12 protein-coding genes are annotated in these 17,119 nt (G+C 55.7%); 3 read left to right on the top strand and 9 right to left on the bottom strand.

Annotation, left to right across the window (positions count from 1 at the left end; translation table 11 throughout):
- Positions 1-338 precede the first annotated feature (338 nt).
- From HW115_RS09935 to HW115_RS09910, 6 genes are all read right to left on the bottom strand, one after another.
- Complete coding sequence (locus HW115_RS09935; protein WP_178932469.1) at positions 339-2,819, bottom strand: WD40 domain-containing protein; 2,481 nt, start codon at positions 2,817-2,819, stop codon at positions 339-341.
- Between the two features lie 26 nt (positions 2,820-2,845).
- On the bottom strand, positions 2,846-5,671 hold the full coding sequence (locus HW115_RS09930; RefSeq protein ID WP_178932468.1) for a PSD1 and planctomycete cytochrome C domain-containing protein: 2,826 nt from the start codon (positions 5,669-5,671) through the stop codon (positions 2,846-2,848).
- A 51-nt stretch (positions 5,672-5,722) separates the two neighbouring features.
- Positions 5,723-8,143, bottom strand: a complete 2,421-nt coding sequence (locus tag HW115_RS09925) for a PPC domain-containing protein (protein ID WP_178932467.1) — start codon at positions 8,141-8,143, stop codon at positions 5,723-5,725.
- Between the two features lie 11 nt (positions 8,144-8,154).
- A complete protein-coding gene (locus HW115_RS09920; RefSeq protein WP_178932466.1) occupies positions 8,155-9,495 on the bottom strand; it encodes a DUF1501 domain-containing protein in 1,341 nt (446 codons plus the stop codon).
- Positions 9,496-9,609: 114 nt separating this feature from the next.
- Entirely contained in the window at positions 9,610-10,143 is a 534-nt protein-coding gene (locus HW115_RS09915; RefSeq protein WP_178932465.1) for a CAP domain-containing protein, read from the bottom strand.
- On the bottom strand, positions 10,144-11,307 hold the full coding sequence (locus tag HW115_RS09910) for a TMEM43 family protein (protein ID WP_178932464.1): 1,164 nt from the start codon (positions 11,305-11,307) through the stop codon (positions 10,144-10,146).
- A 117-nt stretch (positions 11,308-11,424) separates the two neighbouring features.
- Here HW115_RS09910 and HW115_RS09905 point away from each other — a divergent pair, with 117 nt between their 5' ends.
- Both HW115_RS09905 and HW115_RS09900 read left to right on the top strand, forming a co-directional pair.
- A complete protein-coding gene (locus tag HW115_RS09905; RefSeq protein ID WP_178932463.1) occupies positions 11,425-12,171 on the top strand; it encodes a 3-keto-disaccharide hydrolase in 747 nt (248 codons plus the stop codon).
- 21 nt (positions 12,172-12,192) lie between these two features.
- Positions 12,193-13,101: a sugar phosphate isomerase/epimerase family protein gene (locus HW115_RS09900; protein WP_178932462.1), complete on the top strand. Its 909-nt coding sequence runs from the start codon at positions 12,193-12,195 to the stop codon at positions 13,099-13,101.
- On the opposite strand, the gene HW115_RS09895 is transcribed toward HW115_RS09900, so the two are convergent.
- Positions 13,102-14,532, bottom strand: coding sequence for a Gfo/Idh/MocA family oxidoreductase (locus tag HW115_RS09895; protein WP_178932460.1), 1,431 nt, complete (start codon positions 14,530-14,532; stop codon positions 13,102-13,104).
- A gap of 111 nt (positions 14,533-14,643) precedes the next feature.
- Entirely contained in the window at positions 14,644-15,273 is a 630-nt protein-coding gene (locus HW115_RS09890) for a nitroreductase family protein (protein ID WP_178932459.1), read from the bottom strand.
- A gap of 170 nt (positions 15,274-15,443) precedes the next feature.
- Between HW115_RS09890 and HW115_RS09885 the strand changes: the two genes are divergently transcribed.
- Complete coding sequence (locus HW115_RS09885; protein ID WP_178932458.1) at positions 15,444-16,211, top strand: PEP-CTERM sorting domain-containing protein; 768 nt, start codon at positions 15,444-15,446, stop codon at positions 16,209-16,211.
- A gap of 23 nt (positions 16,212-16,234) precedes the next feature.
- On the opposite strand, the gene HW115_RS09880 is transcribed toward HW115_RS09885, so the two are convergent.
- The gene (locus HW115_RS09880) at positions 16,235-16,996 is read right to left on the bottom strand and encodes a helix-turn-helix domain-containing protein (protein WP_178932457.1); all 762 of its coding nucleotides are present in this window, start codon (positions 16,994-16,996) and stop codon (positions 16,235-16,237) included.
- Positions 16,997-17,119: the final 123 nt, after the last annotated feature.

Here is a 17,119-nt window from a genome sequence, read left to right as displayed (position 1 = left end):
GGAATGGACAAATAGTGAAGAGCTTGATATGGAAGCTAGCCCGCATATTTCATGAAAGCCTGATCATATAAAATGTTTGGCTCTAGAGTCGGAAAGAGGTTCTCTCACCCTACTCAAGCGGTTTTTCCGAGGACTTGGATGCACTTTCCCCCACTCCCTCCATTGTTTTTCTGGTGACGGGGACAGCACCTTCATTTCATGCTTCGGTGTATATCCGGGATCGGGCCTTGAGAGGAGGCTTGTTTGTTCCTTGGCTTGTCGACAGGATGGAATCCTGTCCTATTTTGCGGGAAGTAGGGCTTGGGCTTTGCTCGGGGGCTGGGAGGTCCCCCATTAGTCTATTTTAGGGCGGCGTGGTAGGAGGCGAGGCGCTCTTTGGCCTGGCTGGATACCTGGACGAGTTGTGCGGACAGCTGATCGATTTCCTTTCGGAGCTTTGCCAGTTCCCGGGATTTTTGTTGGAGATCGGCCGGATTTTTCATCTTGCTGATCGAGTCGGCGAGAGCGGTAAACGATTGGATCGACCGCTCTTGTTGCTGGTGGAGCTGCTTGGCTTCTTTCTCGAGTTGAATCGCCTCGGTGTTGATGGCGGCGGCACGCCAACGTTTGAGTTGTTGGTTGAGTTTGGCGCCTTGTCGCTGGAGCTGTTCCTTTTCTCCTGTTGTGGTTTTTAACAGCTGCTCGGCTTTGGTTTTGGCCTCGGCTGTTTGTTTCAGTTTTTGCTCCTGGGCCTTGAGTTGCTGTTTGAGTTCGCCGCTGGATTTGTTGATTTGATGAAACTTTTGTTCTAGCTGTTTTTTTTGTTCGTGATGGGCCTGCCATTTGGCATCGACTTCGCGGCGTTGCTGATCGGCTATCGCCTGTTGGTTTCCCGGTCCTTTCCGTTGTTGTTCGAGTTGGGCCAGCGAGTGTTTTTGTTGATCCAGCGATTGTTGTGTTTTTGTTAGTTCCTGTTCGGTTTTTTGTCGGTCGCTGACGGCTTTTTCGTGTGCCAGTTTGAGGTTTTGGTTTTCGGGTTCGGCCTCGGCTTGTTTCCGGGTGTTGGTTTCATGTTTGTGCCGTTCCTGTTTTTGTTGCTGGAGTTGTTTCAATCGAGCTTCCGTTTGTTGGATGGGTGGTCGGGCGGCGGCGATGCGTTGGTTGTGTTGTTGCAGAGCTTCCCGCGCTTTCTTGGCAGCTTGGTGTTTTTGTTCATGTTCGCTTTGCAATTGTTTTCCAACCTGGGCGAGTGACTTCTGTTGTTGATCGGTTTGTTGGCGTTCTTTTTCGACCTGTTGTTGTTTTTGTTTCATTTGTTGGGCCGTGGCCTTTGCCTGCTGCTCGGCTTGTTGACGCTTTGTGAGGTGCTGTTTTGCCTCGTTCCATGCCTGCTCGGCTTGTTTGGTTTTTGCTGGGAGCCCGGTGATGGACTTTTGCAGGGAGATGATTCGGTCAGCAATCGTCGGCGGGTTGGCGGCAAGAGTGCCAAGCTGCTTGGCGCTGGCGACGTCCCAGACGCTGATGGTGCCGGACCACTCGGCACAGATCAGGCGTTTGCCATCGTGGCTGAACACCACGTCGACAACCATGGAGGGAAAAGGGGGGAGTTCTTTGAGTGCATTGAAGTCCGGTTTCCAGAGTTTGACTTTTTTGTCGCGCCCGCTGGTGACGAGGTTGCCGTTCCGTGCCCAATCGATCGAAAGCACGCCGCCGCCGTGAGGAGCCCATTTTTTCACCTGCTTACCGTGGTTCATTTCCCAGACGATTATTTGTTTGTCCTCGGAGGCCGTTGCCAGGAGGTTGGAATCGGAGCGCCAGACGAGGTCGGTGATGCTTGCTTGGTGGGCGCGTAGGTTGTGGAACTCATTGCCGGTGTGGGCTTCCCAAATGTAGACGCCTCCGCCACGCCCGCCGGACGCCAGTAGCACGCCGTCCGGGGAGTAGGCGAGTTTGGTAATCCAGTCGGTATGTTTTTTGATGGAGACCAGAGCTTCGTCGCTTCGGGTGTCCCAGAGTTTGACTCGTTTGCCCGGACCTCCCAGGCTGACGCCACCGAGGTCGGGGCGCAGTGAGGCGGCGAGTACGGAGTCGAAGTCCTTGCCGGCGCGAATGACCGGGGTGCCGGATTCAATGTCCCAGGTGATGGTGGTGCCGGATTTACCTCCGATACCTCCACCAGCGAGTAAGTACTTGCCGGACGGGTGGAAGGAGAGCACCTCGGGTTGACCATGGTCGAAGGGGAGGATGGCTTCGAGCTCCAGGGTATCGGTGTGGTAGAGTAGGATTTGGCGTTGCCCGGTGATGGCCAGCAAGGGCGCCCAGGGGCTGGCTTCGAGGTCGTTGACGGCCGTGGCCCGGGTGGTGGTAACGAGGGGTTCGAGCAGCAGGTGTTTGGGCATCGGTGGCGGGCCGTCCGGTTTGTTTGTGCTGGTTGGGGCGGCGAGGGCAAAGTTGTTTTTCTTCTTCTTTTTCGGTTTACCGGACTTATTTTCCAGCATGCCGCCATCGATCCATGCCCGGATCAGGTCGGCTTGTTTTTTATCCATCTTATCGCCGTTTTCCGGCATTTTTGGTTCCAGGGTGTGAGTGATCACGCCGTAGAGTTTGGAGGCCGCGCCTTCGCCGGGTTCGGCAATTTTTCCACCGGAGCCTCCACGCAGGGTGGCGCTGTAGGTGCTGAGGTCGAGGTCTCCTTTGGATTTGTCCGGGTTGTGGCAGTTGTTGCACGACTGCTCGAATATCGGCAGGATGTGGTCGTCGAAATTGGGTGGCGCGCCGAGGGCGGCATGGCATCCGCAAACAAGAGTCAGAAGGTAAATCTTTGGAGCTGATAAGTGCATGGTTGATCCTTGGGTGCAGTTGGGTATCAGTGGTTAAAGATAAATTCTTTGGAGTTCAGCAGTGCCCAGAAGATGTCTTCGAGGGTTTCGATTATGGCCTTTTCTTCTTTGAGTTCGTTCAGGTGAAGCATCAGCGTTTGGGATTCTCCTGATGTGGGCGGGCGTGACAGGCAGGTGAGGTAGAGGTGGTCGATGATTTCCTGTGGAGATTTTTTTTGTTGGCGCATGCTGCGGATGACTTTCCCCTGCTGGATGCGTTTGTGGGTGGTGTCACCATTGAGCAAGTGCAGTGATTGGGATAGGCTGGGGTCCATTTTGACTTCGGTGGATGCCACAGTTTCGCGGGTGGATCGGCCGAAGGTTTTAAGGAAATAGGTGGAGGTGTTGCCATCGGCGATCTGAACCGCCCGGGCTCCGCGGGGTAGGCCTTTGAACTTGTTAGGAGTCTGGGTGATCTGGGAAATGACATCGAGCAGGATCTCGGAACGTAACCGACGCACCTGGGCGTGGGAAAAATTGCGGGTGTCGCTGACGTTGGTGGCATTGGTCCGGCTGGACAGCTGATAGGTGCGTGAGTTGCAGATATCGCGCACCAGGCTTTTGATATTGAAATTGGAATCGACCAAGTGTTTGGCCAGGGCATCGAGTAGTGCCGGGTTGGATGGAGGGTTGGAGACCCGGACGTCATCGACGGGGTCGACGATGCCGACACCAAAAAAGTGGGCCCAGACGATGTTGGAGATGTTGCGGGCAAACCACGGGTTTTCCGGAGCGGTCAGCCATGAGGCAACGACTTCGCGGCGTGATTTCTTTTTCATGTCTTCTTCGTTGGGCGTGCCCCCTCCGAGGAATTTGGGGATGGCATTTTGTTTGGTGACCGGATGTTGGATCTCACCATTGCCGTCGAAGATGATTTGTTCGCGTGGGTCTTCGGCCTTTTTTCGTTTCACCTGAGTGAAGAAGGCGGTGAAGTTGTAGTAGTCGTCCATGGTCCAGCGGTCGAACATGTGGTTGTGGCACTGGGCGCATTGAATCCGGGTGCCCATAAATACCTGAGCCACATTTTCGGTGAGCTTTTTGGTTTCCAATTCGACTTGATAGTAGTTGGTTGCGGGATTGGAGAAGGTTCCGCCACGGGCCGAGAGCAGTTCGTAGATGATTTGATTGAATGGCATGTCGGCGACCAGGCGTTCGCGCAGCCAGTTATGATAGAGTAGGGCGGCTTTGTAGCTGACTTGGTTATTGAAGGTGCGGATTTGGAGGAGTTCGGCCCATTTCATCACCCATATTTCGGTGAACTCCTTGGTGTCGATGAGTTGGTCGATGAGTTTGGCGCGTTTGTCCGGGGTTTGATCCGCGAGGAATTGAGCTCGTTGCTCGACTGTGGGGACCTGGCCGATGAGGTCGAGGTAGATACGGCGCATGAAGGTGGCATCGTCGCAGAGTTCGGAGGGGATGACACGGAGTTTGTGGAGTTTTTGATGCACCAGTGGGTCGATATAATTGTGTTCAGGCGGTGAGGGTTGACGGTAATCGGCCTGTTCCGGGATGACGATGGTTTGCATGCCTTCGGTGAAGGTGTGGAAGCGCCCCATGAGAAAGGCTTCACCGCGCTTGGCCGATGTCATCAAGCCGGTGGCGGGGTCGATTTGGACCGAGTTGTCGTTACTCGACGAAAAGGTGGTCAGGCGGGTGACATCGCGGTCACTGCCATCCGAGTAGATTGCGCGCACGGTGAGTGGGAGCCATTCGCCCGAACCTTTGAGAACCGCCTCGACCGGGCGGACTTCGATACCCACCGGGAGCACGGGATCTTTTGGGTCGTATTGGGCGCCGGCTTGTAGCCAGTTGAGCAGCACGCGGTAGGCTGCGCTGTCGGAATCCATGAGTTTGCCGCCGGTGTGTGGGACGGATTCGATGGCTTTGGTGAGTAGCAGGCTGTCCTCGGGGAGTGCTAGGTTGATACGTCGGCCGGGCATTTCGCGGGTGAGCCGGTGGTAATCGCCCTTGGGGTCGTAGCCAAAGAGAGAGAGGTGGAACCCATCCTGACCACGGGCTGATCCATGGCAGGAGCCGGTGTTGCAGCCAGCGGCGGTGAGCACGGGCATCACATCCCGCTGGAAGCTGATTGGGCGGGGGGTGGTCGCCCCTTTGACGCTTACTTGAACCGATTGCTTTTGCCCCCGGTAGTGGATGTGCATCTGCGTGCTGCCGTCGCTGACCGGGTGGACCGTGGTGCCTTCGAGCCGGACCAGCGACGGGTCGTCGAAGTGGATACTGAGTGAGGGGGTGATGTCCCGGGTGGTGGCATCTTTGTATCGGGCGATGGCAATCAGGCGGTGAAAATCTTCCTTGGTTTCCAGACTGATTTGTTTCGGGAAGACTTCGATCGACAGCAGGTTCGGGTCGGCTTGGTCGAGCTTGCTTTCACGGCGGCTGCGGGCGCGTTCCTTCAGAACGATGCCATCCGGCCAGGGGGCGTTGGCTTTCACCCAGTCCGTGAGGGTGGTGATCTGTTCTTTGCTGAGTGGAGGGCTTGCCTTTTTCCCGGGTGGCGGCATCAGGTCGTCGTGATCCGCTGGCAGTGAAACCAGGCGGATTATCTCGCTACCTTCAGGTTTATCGAGGTCGATGGCTGCCGCATTTTCGCCACCTTCGAGCATGAAGGCGCGGGTATCGAGCCGGAGTGATCCTTTTTGTTTTTCTTCCCCGTGGCAGCGGATGCAGTTCTCTTCCAGGATAGGCTGCACTTCTTTGACAAAGTCGGGTGAGCCCAGACAGCTTCCCTGGAAGATGAGGGTCAGGGTGCTGCTGGTCAGTGCTGAACGGGTGATGGTGGGAAATCGGAACATGATCCGGGCGAGGTGAGGTGTGATGTGGTGGGGCAACTGAAGGGTTTGCACTTATTGGTTACGTTGGCGGAGTTGTTCCAAGCGGGAGAGTGGTTTGTTTGCCGCTGGTTTTTTTACGGCTGCGGGTTTTTGCCCCGGTTTGGTGGATTTTTTTACCGGTGGTGGCGGGTTGATTCGGAGTGATCCACCTTGGGCTGTTTGGTGTGGGATGGCGTGACCGTTTTGTTTCGGGAGGACTTGGCAGAACAGGGAGTTGTGGTTGCCCTTGGCTGCGTCATGGGCGACTTCGAGATCAAAGATGACTTCTTTGCTTTGGTTGTTGATGTGTCGCGGAGAGGCTTTGACCCCGTGAGGCAGGCCGAGCAGTCGGATTTCGGCTTGGCCTTGGATCGGGTGGGGGTGTTCGATTTTGCAGAGCATCGAAACGGCTTGTCCGGGGATGGTGGATGCCATTTCCAGTTTGGCACTGATGAAGGGTTCGCGGATGCTGAGCGGCACCAAGCTGGAGGATGTGAGCACGGTGCCCTTGGGGGTTTTGGCTTCGGCGCTGACGCAGATTTGGTGGGTTCCCAGAGTGGCATCGGCATTGGCGTTGATCGCGTAGACGGCTTCTGATTTTCCTTTGGCTATGGTAATGGAGGTCGGGGCTCCGACGCCGCTGGGTTTCCATGGAAGTGTGACCTTGACCGGGGCATCAAAGCCGTCTTGTCTGCGGATTTTGATCCGGAGTTCGGAGGTTCCATTTCGAACGATGGGGACGGGAGGGGTGAGCAGATCGACGTGGAAGGGGGCTTCTTCGATCACGGCGATGGCGATGTGTTGGCTAGTGGTGTGGTGAAAGACTCCGGTGTTGTTGATTTCAATGTGGTTGATGACTTCGTTCAGCGGGCCTCGAATTTGATTCTTTGGTTCGGTATCACGGACAAACAGCGAATAGAGCGAACCGGCGATCGGAGCATCGGGTGAGGCTTCAAACACAGCGAGCAGGCTGTTGGATGATTTGGCCGCCTCACTCGCCTGCATACGGACGCCCTGCGGAAGGCTCGGGGCATCGAGGGCACAGACGCAGCTGTGGTTTTTTCTGCTGATGTTGACAACGCTGGCGTAGCGGTTGCCGCGCGGGATGCAGATGACCTTGCGGAATTGACTTTCGTTTCGTTTGACGACGGGGAGCGTGGCGCTGATCGCGGCTTGGCGAGGTTTGATCTCGATACGGTAGGTGTAGTCGGGCCCACCCTGTCCGAGGTGGTCGCGGACTTGGATTGAGTATTCGCCGTCGGCAGGCGGTTTGAAATCGATGATGCTGTCGGGCCCTCCCTGGTCGTCGTTGCGGGCGATGTATTTCCCTTTGGCGTCCCGCAGGGTGAGCACCGTGTCGAGGGGGGAGCGCAGGTCCCGGGAGCGGGCCCGGATGCGGAGGTTTTCCCCTTTGCTGGCGCGGAAGAAGAAAAAGTCACTGTCGTTTCGTTCGGCAATGATGCCGTGGAGGGCGCAGGGGGCCTTGGGGATGGTTTGTTGTTTTAAGTTTTTCCACCAGTTGTTGGGTTCGGACTCGTTGATGTGGGGAAGCTTGCTGATTAAGAGAGGATTGGGGGATGGTGGGGTAAGTCCACCATTTGAGGCAAAGAGAGGGAAGATCGAGCCTTCGGTGGCAGGCTCTGGCGTGAGAGTATGTGCATATTCGCCTGTGGGGTCACCGATGAGTTGGAGTTTGTTTTCCTGTCCCGGAGTGGCTGCCGGTGGATAGACGGCACGTGGGCGGGGGAAATGGCCGACGTGCAGGCGGTAGCGACAGCGGTCGTTTCCTTCATAGGCGGATTCACGGACCATGATGGTGTAGGCTCCATCTTCGGGGGCGATCACCGAGACAAAGGCGTCCTGGCGGAGCAATGGGGAGTCGTCGGAGGTTGCCAGCTCGAAGCGTTTGTCGTTGAGGATGGCGAGGTAGGGGTCGAAGAAGATGCTGCCGAGCCGCATGCCTTCGATTTCTGCTGAGATGCGTTGGCCTTTTTTCGCCTGAATCTGAAAATAGTCGACGTCCTCGTTGCCGGCCGTTCCGTGGACGGTGTGGTTGGCTGAGATGGTTTGGGGTTTGGCAAAATCATTGTTGGGTTCGGCTTCGTCGATGCAAGGGAAGGGGCCGACCCAGAAGGTGCGCATGTAGGTGACGCCGGCGTCACAGCGTAGCCGCATCGCATGCTCACCAAGTGGAGCATCGGGCGCGATTTGGATGGTAACCTTGAGCTTTTTGTCGTCGATTTTTTCAAGGTGTTTGACGGTGATTCCTTTCTGATAGAAGAGGAGCTCGCGGGGGGCGAACAGCCTGTCACCGTGCAGGTGGAGGACCACCTCCTTTCCCTGCATACCGCCTCGGGGCATGATCAGGTTCAGTGCCGGGTCATAGGCGTGCAGTGGCCCTGACGCCATCAGCAGCGTGAGAAGAGCAAGCGTGACTCTGAGGTGAGCGGGCATGGAGGTAAGGGTCAGATTAAGAGATCGCTGATGACGTTGCCACCGTCGACAATTTCGATTGGCCGTCCGCCGGGGGCCATGAGTTCCTTGTCGGCGGTGATACCGAGTTGGTGGTAAATGGTGGTGGCAAAATCCTGGACGCCGACTTTGTCTTCTTCCGGCTCGGCGGCCAGGGCATTGGATTTTCCATAGATCAGACCTTTTTGCACACCACCTCCGGCGAGCATGACCGAGAACACGCGCGGCCAGTGGTCGCGGCCGTTGGTTTTATTGATTTTCGGAGTGCGGCCGAACTCCGAGGTCAGCATCACTAAGGTGTTATCCAGCATGCCACGTTGTTCCAGGTCCTTGAGCAGGGCGGCTACGGCTTTATCCACGGCGGGCAGGTTCCCTTGGATACCTTCTTTAATATTATCGTGGTGGTCCCAGCCGCCGGCGGTGAGTGAGACGAAGCGCACCCCGGCTTCGGCCAAACGCCGGGCGAGCAGCATCCGTTGACCTGCCTGGGTTTTGCCATACATCTCCTTGAGTTTTTCCGGTTCCTTGGAGAGGTCAAAGGCCTCGCGTGCCTTTTGTGAGGAAATCAGTTTGTATGCATGTTGATAAAAGGCATCCATCGAGTCGAGGGTGTCCGCTTTTTCCAAGGAGCGGAAATGAGCATCCACCGTCGCCAGCATGGATTTGCGGCGGTGAAAACGTTCGTCATCGACCCCCTGCGGGAGGTTCAGATCGCGCACCTTGAAGTCGCCGCGTGCGGGGTCGGCGCCCAGTCCGAACGGTCCGTAGGCAGTGCTGAGGTAGCCGGAGCCGGCGAAGATGTTGGGAACGTTTGGCACGCAGACGTAGGGGGGAAGGTTGTTTTTCGACCCCAGTTCGTGGGAGACAACCGAGCCCATCGAGGGAAACTGGAGGGCGGGGCTTGGCCGATAGCCGGTGAACATGTTGTGAGTGCCTCGTTCATGGGCGGCCTCGCCGTGGGACATCGAGCGGATCACGGTGATTTTATCCGCCATCTGGGCCAGATGTTTCATGTGTTCGGAAAAGACAACACCGGGGAGCTTGGTTTTGACGGTTCCGAAGGGGCCGCGGTATTCGCTGGGCGCGTAAGGTTTGGGGTCGAACGACTCCTGTTGGGCCAGGCCGCCCGGCAGGAAAATTTGGATGACTGACTTTGCGACGCCTTCTTTGCTTTCGTAGTGTTTCTGAGCCCCCTGCGCTTGCATTTTCAGGAATTCGGGCAGAGTCAGGCCGAGTCCGGCCAGTAGTCCGACGTGTAAAAACTCACGACGAGAGCCGTTCAGTGACATCGGTGACGACAGGGGATTTCCGGGGCAGGAGGTCTTGGGGTTCATGGTGCAGGCAGTCGGGTTGCAAACCTATATTACGGCAGGTTCGATCGACCACTGTCACGTATTCCCCAATTATTGCAAGTTTCGAGCTTCTTGCTGACAGGTTCTGTGAGCGTGTCAGGTTCCGTCGGGTGCGGCAAAATTGGCTGTCCAGTAGTTCCCCGCGCGGCCGATTCCGACCCGGGAATACTTTGGGTTCATCATGTTTTTATAATGCCCCCGGCTGTTAAACCACATGTCGAAGACGAGTTTGGGGTCGTGGACCATGGCGATGTTTTCCGCCGAGTGGGACCGTGGGTAACCGTTGCGAAGCAGGCGCTGCTGGAATCGTGAGCCATCGTGGCCACGGTGGTCAAAGTACTGATGGCGCAGCATCGACTCCGAGTGCTCGAGCGCGGCTCGGGTGAGCCTGGGGTCGACGACCAAGACCGGCAGCTTGTGTTGGCGGCGGCTTTGGTTGATGTGCTCGAGCAATTGTTGTGAACCGTCCTCGGGCAGGGTGCCAACGGGCAGGGGTGCCGTCGAGGGAAGTGTGGCCTTGGCGTCGGTGCCGGGGGACTGGCAAGACGTCAAGCAAACCGAGCTTCCGGCGATCAGGCAGAGTAGCCCGATCCGCAGGTAGGCATCAATGGAGTGGAGGCGAGTGAGCATTTATCCGCGTGATCGGTTGTAGCGATAGAGTTTTTGGATCAGGAAGAAGATGCCGACGGCGGCAGCGATGAGTAGTGGGATGCCGATGATCGGGCGGTAGTAGACCCAGGCTACGGCGATGGTTGCCAGTGAGAGCGGGACAGCGAGCAAAAATGAGACGATACCGGTGCCGACGCCGACGATGCTGCCGGCGATCGGGATGACGTCGGCGACGACGGAGAGTGGGTTGAAGATCAGGCTGAAGCCGAAGAACATCACCAGTAATCCGACGCCTCGGATGATCCAGGTTTTGGTGCTATTGCTATTTTTTGCCTGTTCGATCATCGCTTGGGCGCTGTGGTTTCCGACTTGGAGCATGTAGATGGACGCTCCGGATTTACCGATGAAGGGCTCGAATCCGGTTCCTTTTTGCTGGGCGATCATGCTGACCTCGGTTGGTGACGGAATATGCCGGAAGGAAATCCGGAGGTCGCCCACTTCCGGAGCATCGGGGGATTTGCCATAGTAATAGATGCCGTCGTGGATATGTAGTTTTTTGTTGCTCGCGGCGACTTGACGGCTGGTGTTGTCCTCGTGGATATGGATGGGTTGGAAGCTGTCGATTTTTTCAATCAGGCTTGCGTTCAGGGTGAAGGCGCCGAGCTTGGCATCAGGAGCAGTCCAACTCGAGCTGCTGACTTTCGGGCTGGGGTTGTGGTGACCGTCCGGTTTTTCAAACTGGGAGGAATCGATGCGGCCCTTGTGCCAGTCTTTGGTGTAGGTATAGGTGGTGGTGGTTTCAGTGCCTCCGCCGAGTTTCTTTTTGGTTTTCTCTTCGCTGGATTCTTTCCACTGGAACATCGAAACCTCGCGTTCGAGTCTTAGCGATTGGGAGCTTACGCGAAAGTCCTTGTCGCCGATTTCTTTTGGGCTGCTGGCCTGGCCGGTGAGGTGAATGAGTTTTCCCTCATTGGCGGGGTCGACGGCAGAGCTTTCCACATCGATGACTTCTTTGCTCCCTTGGTCCAGGGTTTTACGGACATCGACGGCGCATCCTTCGTTGATAAAGAGAATAGGGAATGCGGCGACGACCATAAGCAGGCCGAGGAAGATACCTTTGATGGAGTCGCCGATGCGGCTGAACCAACCGGTGCTGACGGTTTCAGTGAAGCTGTCGTTGGACATGCGGATGAGACTATCACCAGCGATATGTCAGAAGCAATGGGGAAAAGGAAATTGTGTGTGGGGGAGGGTGACACAATTCCGTGAAACATCCCCCACGGCGGGGGCGTATCCTCGGGGATGAAATTGACGATCAAAGCATGTGTAGTGGCCGCTCTGGCTCTGGCGACAGCCCAGGCCGAAGAAAAAAAGGACGGATGGATTCAGCTCTTCAATGGTAAGGACCTGAGTGGTTGGACCCCGAAATTCAAGGGGGAAGACCTGGGCGTGAACTACAAGAATACCTTCCGGGTGGAAGATGGCTTGTTGACCGTTTCTTATGACAAATACGACAAGTGGCAGAACAATTTTGGCCACTTGTTTTACAAAAAGGAATTTTCCCACTACATCCTGCGTGCTGAATACCGATTCATCGGGGATCAGGTCAAAGGAGGGCCAGGTTGGGCGTTCCGGAACAATGGATTTATGATTCACGGCCAGACGCCGGAATCGATGAAAAAAGATCAGTCGTTCCCGAATTCGATCGAGGTCCAGCTATTGGGCGGTAAGCCTGACGGCACCGGCAAGCGGACGAACCTGAACCTCTGCACCCCCGGCACCCACGTGGTGATCGATGGCAAACTGCAAAAACGTCACGTGATCAATTCCGACTCCAAAACCTATCACGGTGACCAGTGGGTAACGGTGGAAGTGGAGGTCAAGGGAAGCGAAGTGATTCGCCATAAAATCGATGGCAAGGTGGTTTTAGAATACAACAAACCCCAACTCGATGATGGCACCTTGCTGGAAAAAGGAACGATTTCCATCCAGGCGGAGAGCCATCCGATCCAGTTCCGCAAGATCGAAGTCAAGGAGGTGAAGAAGTAGTTCTAACCATTTTTACCTTCAATGAACCGCAGACAATTTATCCGGACATCCGGTCTCGCCATGGGGGCCGGGGTCGCATCATCGTCGGCTCAGGAAACCTCGGAACCGAGTCCAACAATGGACACCGGTTCGATTCTTTTTGCCTTGAAAGCAGGGATGGTGCGTGAGGGCTCCAGCCTCGAAGAGAAATTCAAACTGGTCAAAAGGCTGGGTTACGATGGCATTGAGCTGGATTCTCCTGGAGGGCAGAATAAGCGGGAAGCGCTGAAAGCTTCACAGGCGACCGGCCTGCCAATCCATGGCGTGGTGGATTCAATCCACTGGAGGGTTTGTTTGTCCGACCCGTCTGCCGAGGTTCGGGCCAAGGGGCTTGAAGGCTTGTTGACTGCGATCCGTGAGAGCCATCAGGTCGGTGGGAGTTCGGTGCTTTTGGTGCCGGCCGTCGCCAAGGGAAAGGTGAGTCACCAGCAGGCCTGGGACCGCTCGATTGAAGAAATTCACAAGGCCCTGCCACTGGCGGCGAAACTCGGCGTGCATGTGCTGATTGAAAATGTCTGGAATCACTTCCTCTACGATCCGAAGGGTGGCAATGCTCAGTCCGCGGACTTGCTGGTGAAGTACATCGACGAGGTGAACTCACCTTGGGTGGGCTCGTATTTTGACATCGGAAACCACCAGAAGTTCGGCAAGCCTGCGGAGTGGATTCGTTCATTGGGCCGGCGCATCGTCAAACTTGACGTCAAGGACTGGGGAACCAAAAACGGTTTTTGCAAAATCGGCGAAGGCGATGTCGATTGGGCGGATGTCCGCAAAGCTCTGGCCGAAATTCACTACCATGGTTGGGCCACCGCTGAAGTGCGTGGTGGCGATGGCAAGCGTTGTGCCGAGGTTCTGGCCAATATGCGGAAATGTTTGATCGCCGGGGCGTGATTAAACTTGGTAATACGACTCCCATCCTTCGCGGGGTGCGGGGTCGAGCAATGCCTTGGCGGTATCGTTGTTGATAATGGTTTTTTGTTTGCGGTCGAACTGCAGTTCACCGCCAAACCGTTGGGCGAGGATGCCGAGGGTAAAGACCTGGGTGAGGGGGCCGGCGACCGAGAAGGGTGAGCGGGCCTTTTCCTTGCCCATACAAGCGAGTAGAAAATTGGCGTAGTGGTTGGAGTTTTTCAGCTGGAGCTTTGGCAGCGTGGGGTGCATTTCAATGTATTTTTCCCGTGGTAAGATCCGCAGGGGGGAGGCGTGGGATCCGCCTTGGAAGACGATGTCCTTACCATACAGCACTTTGCCGGGGGAGGTCAGGGGCTTGGCCTTACCGTTGCTGGTGAATGCGCCTTCAAGTTGGGGGACGTTGTTCACGCCGTCATACCAATCGACATCGCAGGCTGGGAGTCCGTCGCCTCGTTCTGGGAAGGAGAAGCGGATGGTGCTGGCCTGGGGGTAGATCAGTCCGGCGGCATTCACGCCGTCGCGCCGCACAGCCTTGATTGTTTCCGGGAGTCCGAGCTGGAGAAAGCGGTGGCAGGTGTCGAGGATGTGAGGCCCCCAGTCACCGAAGCAGCCGCTGCCGTAGTCGAACCAGCTTCTCCATTCCTGTGGGTGGAGTTTATTGCTGAACGGGTGGGTGTGCGGGGCGCTGTCGATCCACTGGTCCCAATCGAGTCCTTCGGGCATCGTTGTTTTTGGGTAGGCGGTGGTTTTTTCTCCCCATCCGTGCCAGCGGCGTTTTCGGTTCATGTGGGCGGTGATCCGGGTGATGTCTTTGATCAGGCCGGCTTCGGACCAGGCTTTGAACTGGAAGTAGTTGGCTCCGGAGTGCCCTTGGTTACCCATCTGGGTGACGAGTTGTGGGTTTTTGGCGGCCATTTCGATCAGGCGTTCGCACTGGCCGAAGGTGTGGGCGAGGGGCTTTTCGACAAAGACATGTTTACCGAGCGACATGGCGAGCATGGTGACGGCAAAGTGGGAATGGTCGGGGGTGGCGATGAGGACGGCATCGATGTCGTCGGCCATGGTGTCGAACATCTTGCGGAAATCAGTGAAGCAGCGAGCACCTTGAGTGCCGTTGCCTTGGCTGGCATAGCGTTGCTGGGCAGCCTGTGTGTGTTTTCCCTTCAGGTCGACGTCGCAGAGAGCCACGATGTCGCAGAGTCCTGAGTCGGCCATGAGTTTCAAGTCCTGAAACCCTTGGTTGCCGATGCCGACAACGGCGAGTTTGACTTTATCGTTCGGGGAGATCGCCTTGGGAGAACGGGCATTCGCTCCGAAAACCAATGAGGAGGGAAGAATGGAAAGTCCGCCGAACAGAGCGGACTTCTTGAGAAAACTGCGTCTTGAGGATGAATGCGTGGATCGGTTCATTTGGCCGCTGAAGTTACCCTTTGATCTTGCTGGTTCTTTCATCTTTGATGATATCGGTGCCAGCCATCCGTATATGAAGTCTCGGCATATCTGACATCGATGAAGTGGAGGTTAATCAATCATCAAGTCGTGAAGCTCTTTTCGTTTACGTGCTGCCGGTTGTTCGGAGGGGATGCCGATGGGGATTAAGGCGACAGGGTAGATATTGTTGTCCCATGAGAAGAGTTGGCGAACTTTGTTGGCATCCATCAGGCGTATCCAGCAGGTGCCTAGTCCAAAATCGAGTGCGCGCAGAGCGATGTGTTCGCCGGCAATCGCCACGTTAAACGCAATCGACTCACTGAGCTCTTGGAAGGAGAGTCGAGATTTTTTCTTGGTGACATGGTTCAGCACTTCACAGATTTCACCTGTGAAGGCGCCGATTTTGCCAAGGTCTTGCACCCCCGATGCCCTGCCATCCAGATAGCCTTGGATATCTGCGCAGCACACCAGCACCACCGGCGCCTGCTTGAGAAATTCCTGTCCGTAAGCACATTCGCTAAGCCGTTCTTTGACCTCCGCCTCCCGCACCAGCTTGAACCGCCATGGCTGCGAATTACATCCGGACGGCGCAAGCCGCGCCGCCTCCAACAACTCCATGACAACCGCGTCGTTGACGTCGTCAGGCAAAAACTTACGAATACTGCGGCGACGGGCAATCGCCTGCCTGGTGGTGAGCTCACACTCATTTCGGTTTTTCATACGCTGTGATTCTCGGGCGACTGGCCGGCGCCGACAACCAAAATCGCCATCCGGCAGGAAAGCGTGACATTCTTCCGTGCTTGTTTTGATAATGCTTGACGCATTTAGCGAATCCGCGAAATAATATTCTTCAATGAAAGCATGGATCACAACACCTTAAATACATAAAAATGAAAAACAAAGCTCTGAATCTACTGGCCGGATTATTCTTCGCATCAACAGCCAGCCTCCCGGCAACCCTTGTCCTGTTCGAGGATTTTGAAGACAGTATCGTCAACTATGTGCAAACCAATGCGGGAGACTCGACGCTGATACCAGATAATACCTCCGAGCTGTTTCCTGACCGCAATTACTTCGGGATCATTTCTTTTGCAGATACCGTCGGAACAGAATTAAACTACAACAACCAGCAGGGGGGCGGCTTCTACGGAGCTGAGGATACTGACAGCACGTCATCCGGAAACATCGACCTCATTCAGCTGGAATGGACGGGTGTCCAGGTTGCTGGTGCGACCGGGATCACGTTCTCAGGCTTGTTTGCCGAAGATGATGATTTTCCAAACGAAGACTGGGACGGCGACTCATCCCTCGTTGTGCAGGCACAGATCGACGGGGGCGGTTTTGTGGATCTCTTTGCTATCAGATCTACGGGCGGAGCGATTAATTCTGCTCCATCTGTCGATACCAATTTCGACGGAATTGGTGACGGGACTGAAATCACGGACACTTTCACCGAATTCAGCGCGGATATTGATTCCGCCCTTGGAACAGGATCGATTCTGGATTTGCGCATCACCATCTCCAACCTTAATGCTGGCGACGAGGATATCGCCTTCGATAACATCACGGTGACCACCAGCCAAGTCCCGGAACCCTCGGCCTCCTTGTTGCTGGCCTTGGCCGGATTTAGCGGACTGGCTCGACGTCGCAGAGTCTAGCCTGCCAGTCATCAAATTACTCCCTAACCCTGCCGCAGGGCACGGCGCAGCGACTGAACATTGCTAAATCCACTCAGGCTGGCGATCCGCTCGACGGAATACGGACTGGTTTTCATCAGGACCTGGGCGTGGTGCAATCGCTGCCTACGAAGAAACACGGCTGGTGATTCGCCATAGCGCCGTTGAAATTCACGGGAGAAATGTTCCCGTGTGATCCCGATGACCTCTGCCCATTCAGACATGTTTCGGGGTGAGCGATACTGGCTTTCCAAGAGAAAGCGTCCATAGGCCACCGGGTCGTCTCCCTGGTGGCGATTGAGTTGTTCACGGTAGACGGCGATCAAAAAACGGAAGATTTCCTCGGCCTGCAAGAGGGGGTCTTCCCTTGCCATAAAGGCCTCCATGAGGCTTCCCATCAGGCATTCGGCCTGACCCCCGTTCTGCATCTGAACCACAGAGCCGAACTCACGCCGAACGTTGTTGAACAAATCACAAATACTACGGGTGTAGGCCATGGAGACAAACTTCAGCTGATACTTGGAGCTTCTTGCTCCATAGCTGGAGTCCTCGCCGTGGACAAAGAGCATGGCATAACCTGCAGGCACCTCGTAGGAGCCGTTTTTTGTCTTTAACCAGGCGGTTCCCGACTCGGTGTGCTGAATCACTAATGCACTGTTCGGAGGATCTCCAGAATTGTCGCGCCAATACCCTGAGCCTTCGTAACTTTCTCTTTGAGAAAGAAGTATGCGGGGAAAGCCTACAGCTCCTTCGGGATCACGGTTCATGCCCAAATATCACAAAATGATCGAAACACATCAATCTTTTAATCTGTATAGAACTCATAATTTCAGTTATTAGTGAGTTAAATTTAACTTTCGAATGCGGAATACCATGCCGCACCTATGATC

This window comes from Oceaniferula marina (assembly GCF_013391475.1).
In the GTDB taxonomy this organism is placed as follows: domain Bacteria; phylum Verrucomicrobiota; class Verrucomicrobiia; order Verrucomicrobiales; family Akkermansiaceae; genus Oceaniferula; species Oceaniferula marina.
Note: the sequence above shows the minus strand (reverse complement) of the source record. Positions and strands in the feature narration are given on the sequence as shown.

Excerpts from the sequence above, each read along its gene's own strand:
- HW115_RS09885 (WP_178932458.1), top strand. The coding sequence starts at position 15,444 with ATGAAAAACAAAGCTCTGAATCTACTGGCCGGATTATTCTTCGCATCA.
- HW115_RS09895 (WP_178932460.1), bottom strand. The coding sequence starts at position 14,532 with ATGAACCGATCCACGCATTCATCCTCAAGACGCAGTTTTCTCAAGAAG.
- HW115_RS09920 (WP_178932466.1), bottom strand. The coding sequence starts at position 9,495 with ATGAACCCCAAGACCTCCTGCCCCGGAAATCCCCTGTCGTCACCGATG.
- HW115_RS09905 (WP_178932463.1), top strand. The coding sequence starts at position 11,425 with ATGAAATTGACGATCAAAGCATGTGTAGTGGCCGCTCTGGCTCTGGCG.
- HW115_RS09915 (WP_178932465.1), bottom strand. The coding sequence starts at position 10,143 with ATGCTCACTCGCCTCCACTCCATTGATGCCTACCTGCGGATCGGGCTA.
- HW115_RS09890 (WP_178932459.1), bottom strand. The coding sequence starts at position 15,273 with ATGAAAAACCGAAATGAGTGTGAGCTCACCACCAGGCAGGCGATTGCC.
- HW115_RS09930 (WP_178932468.1), bottom strand. The coding sequence starts at position 5,671 with ATGTTCCGATTTCCCACCATCACCCGTTCAGCACTGACCAGCAGCACC.
- HW115_RS09910 (WP_178932464.1), bottom strand. The coding sequence starts at position 11,307 with ATGTCCAACGACAGCTTCACTGAAACCGTCAGCACCGGTTGGTTCAGC.
- HW115_RS09925 (WP_178932467.1), bottom strand. The coding sequence starts at position 8,143 with ATGCCCGCTCACCTCAGAGTCACGCTTGCTCTTCTCACGCTGCTGATG.
- HW115_RS09900 (WP_178932462.1), top strand. The coding sequence starts at position 12,193 with ATGAACCGCAGACAATTTATCCGGACATCCGGTCTCGCCATGGGGGCC.
- HW115_RS09880 (WP_178932457.1), bottom strand. The coding sequence starts at position 16,996 with ATGAACCGTGATCCCGAAGGAGCTGTAGGCTTTCCCCGCATACTTCTT.
- HW115_RS09935 (WP_178932469.1), bottom strand. The coding sequence starts at position 2,819 with ATGCACTTATCAGCTCCAAAGATTTACCTTCTGACTCTTGTTTGCGGA.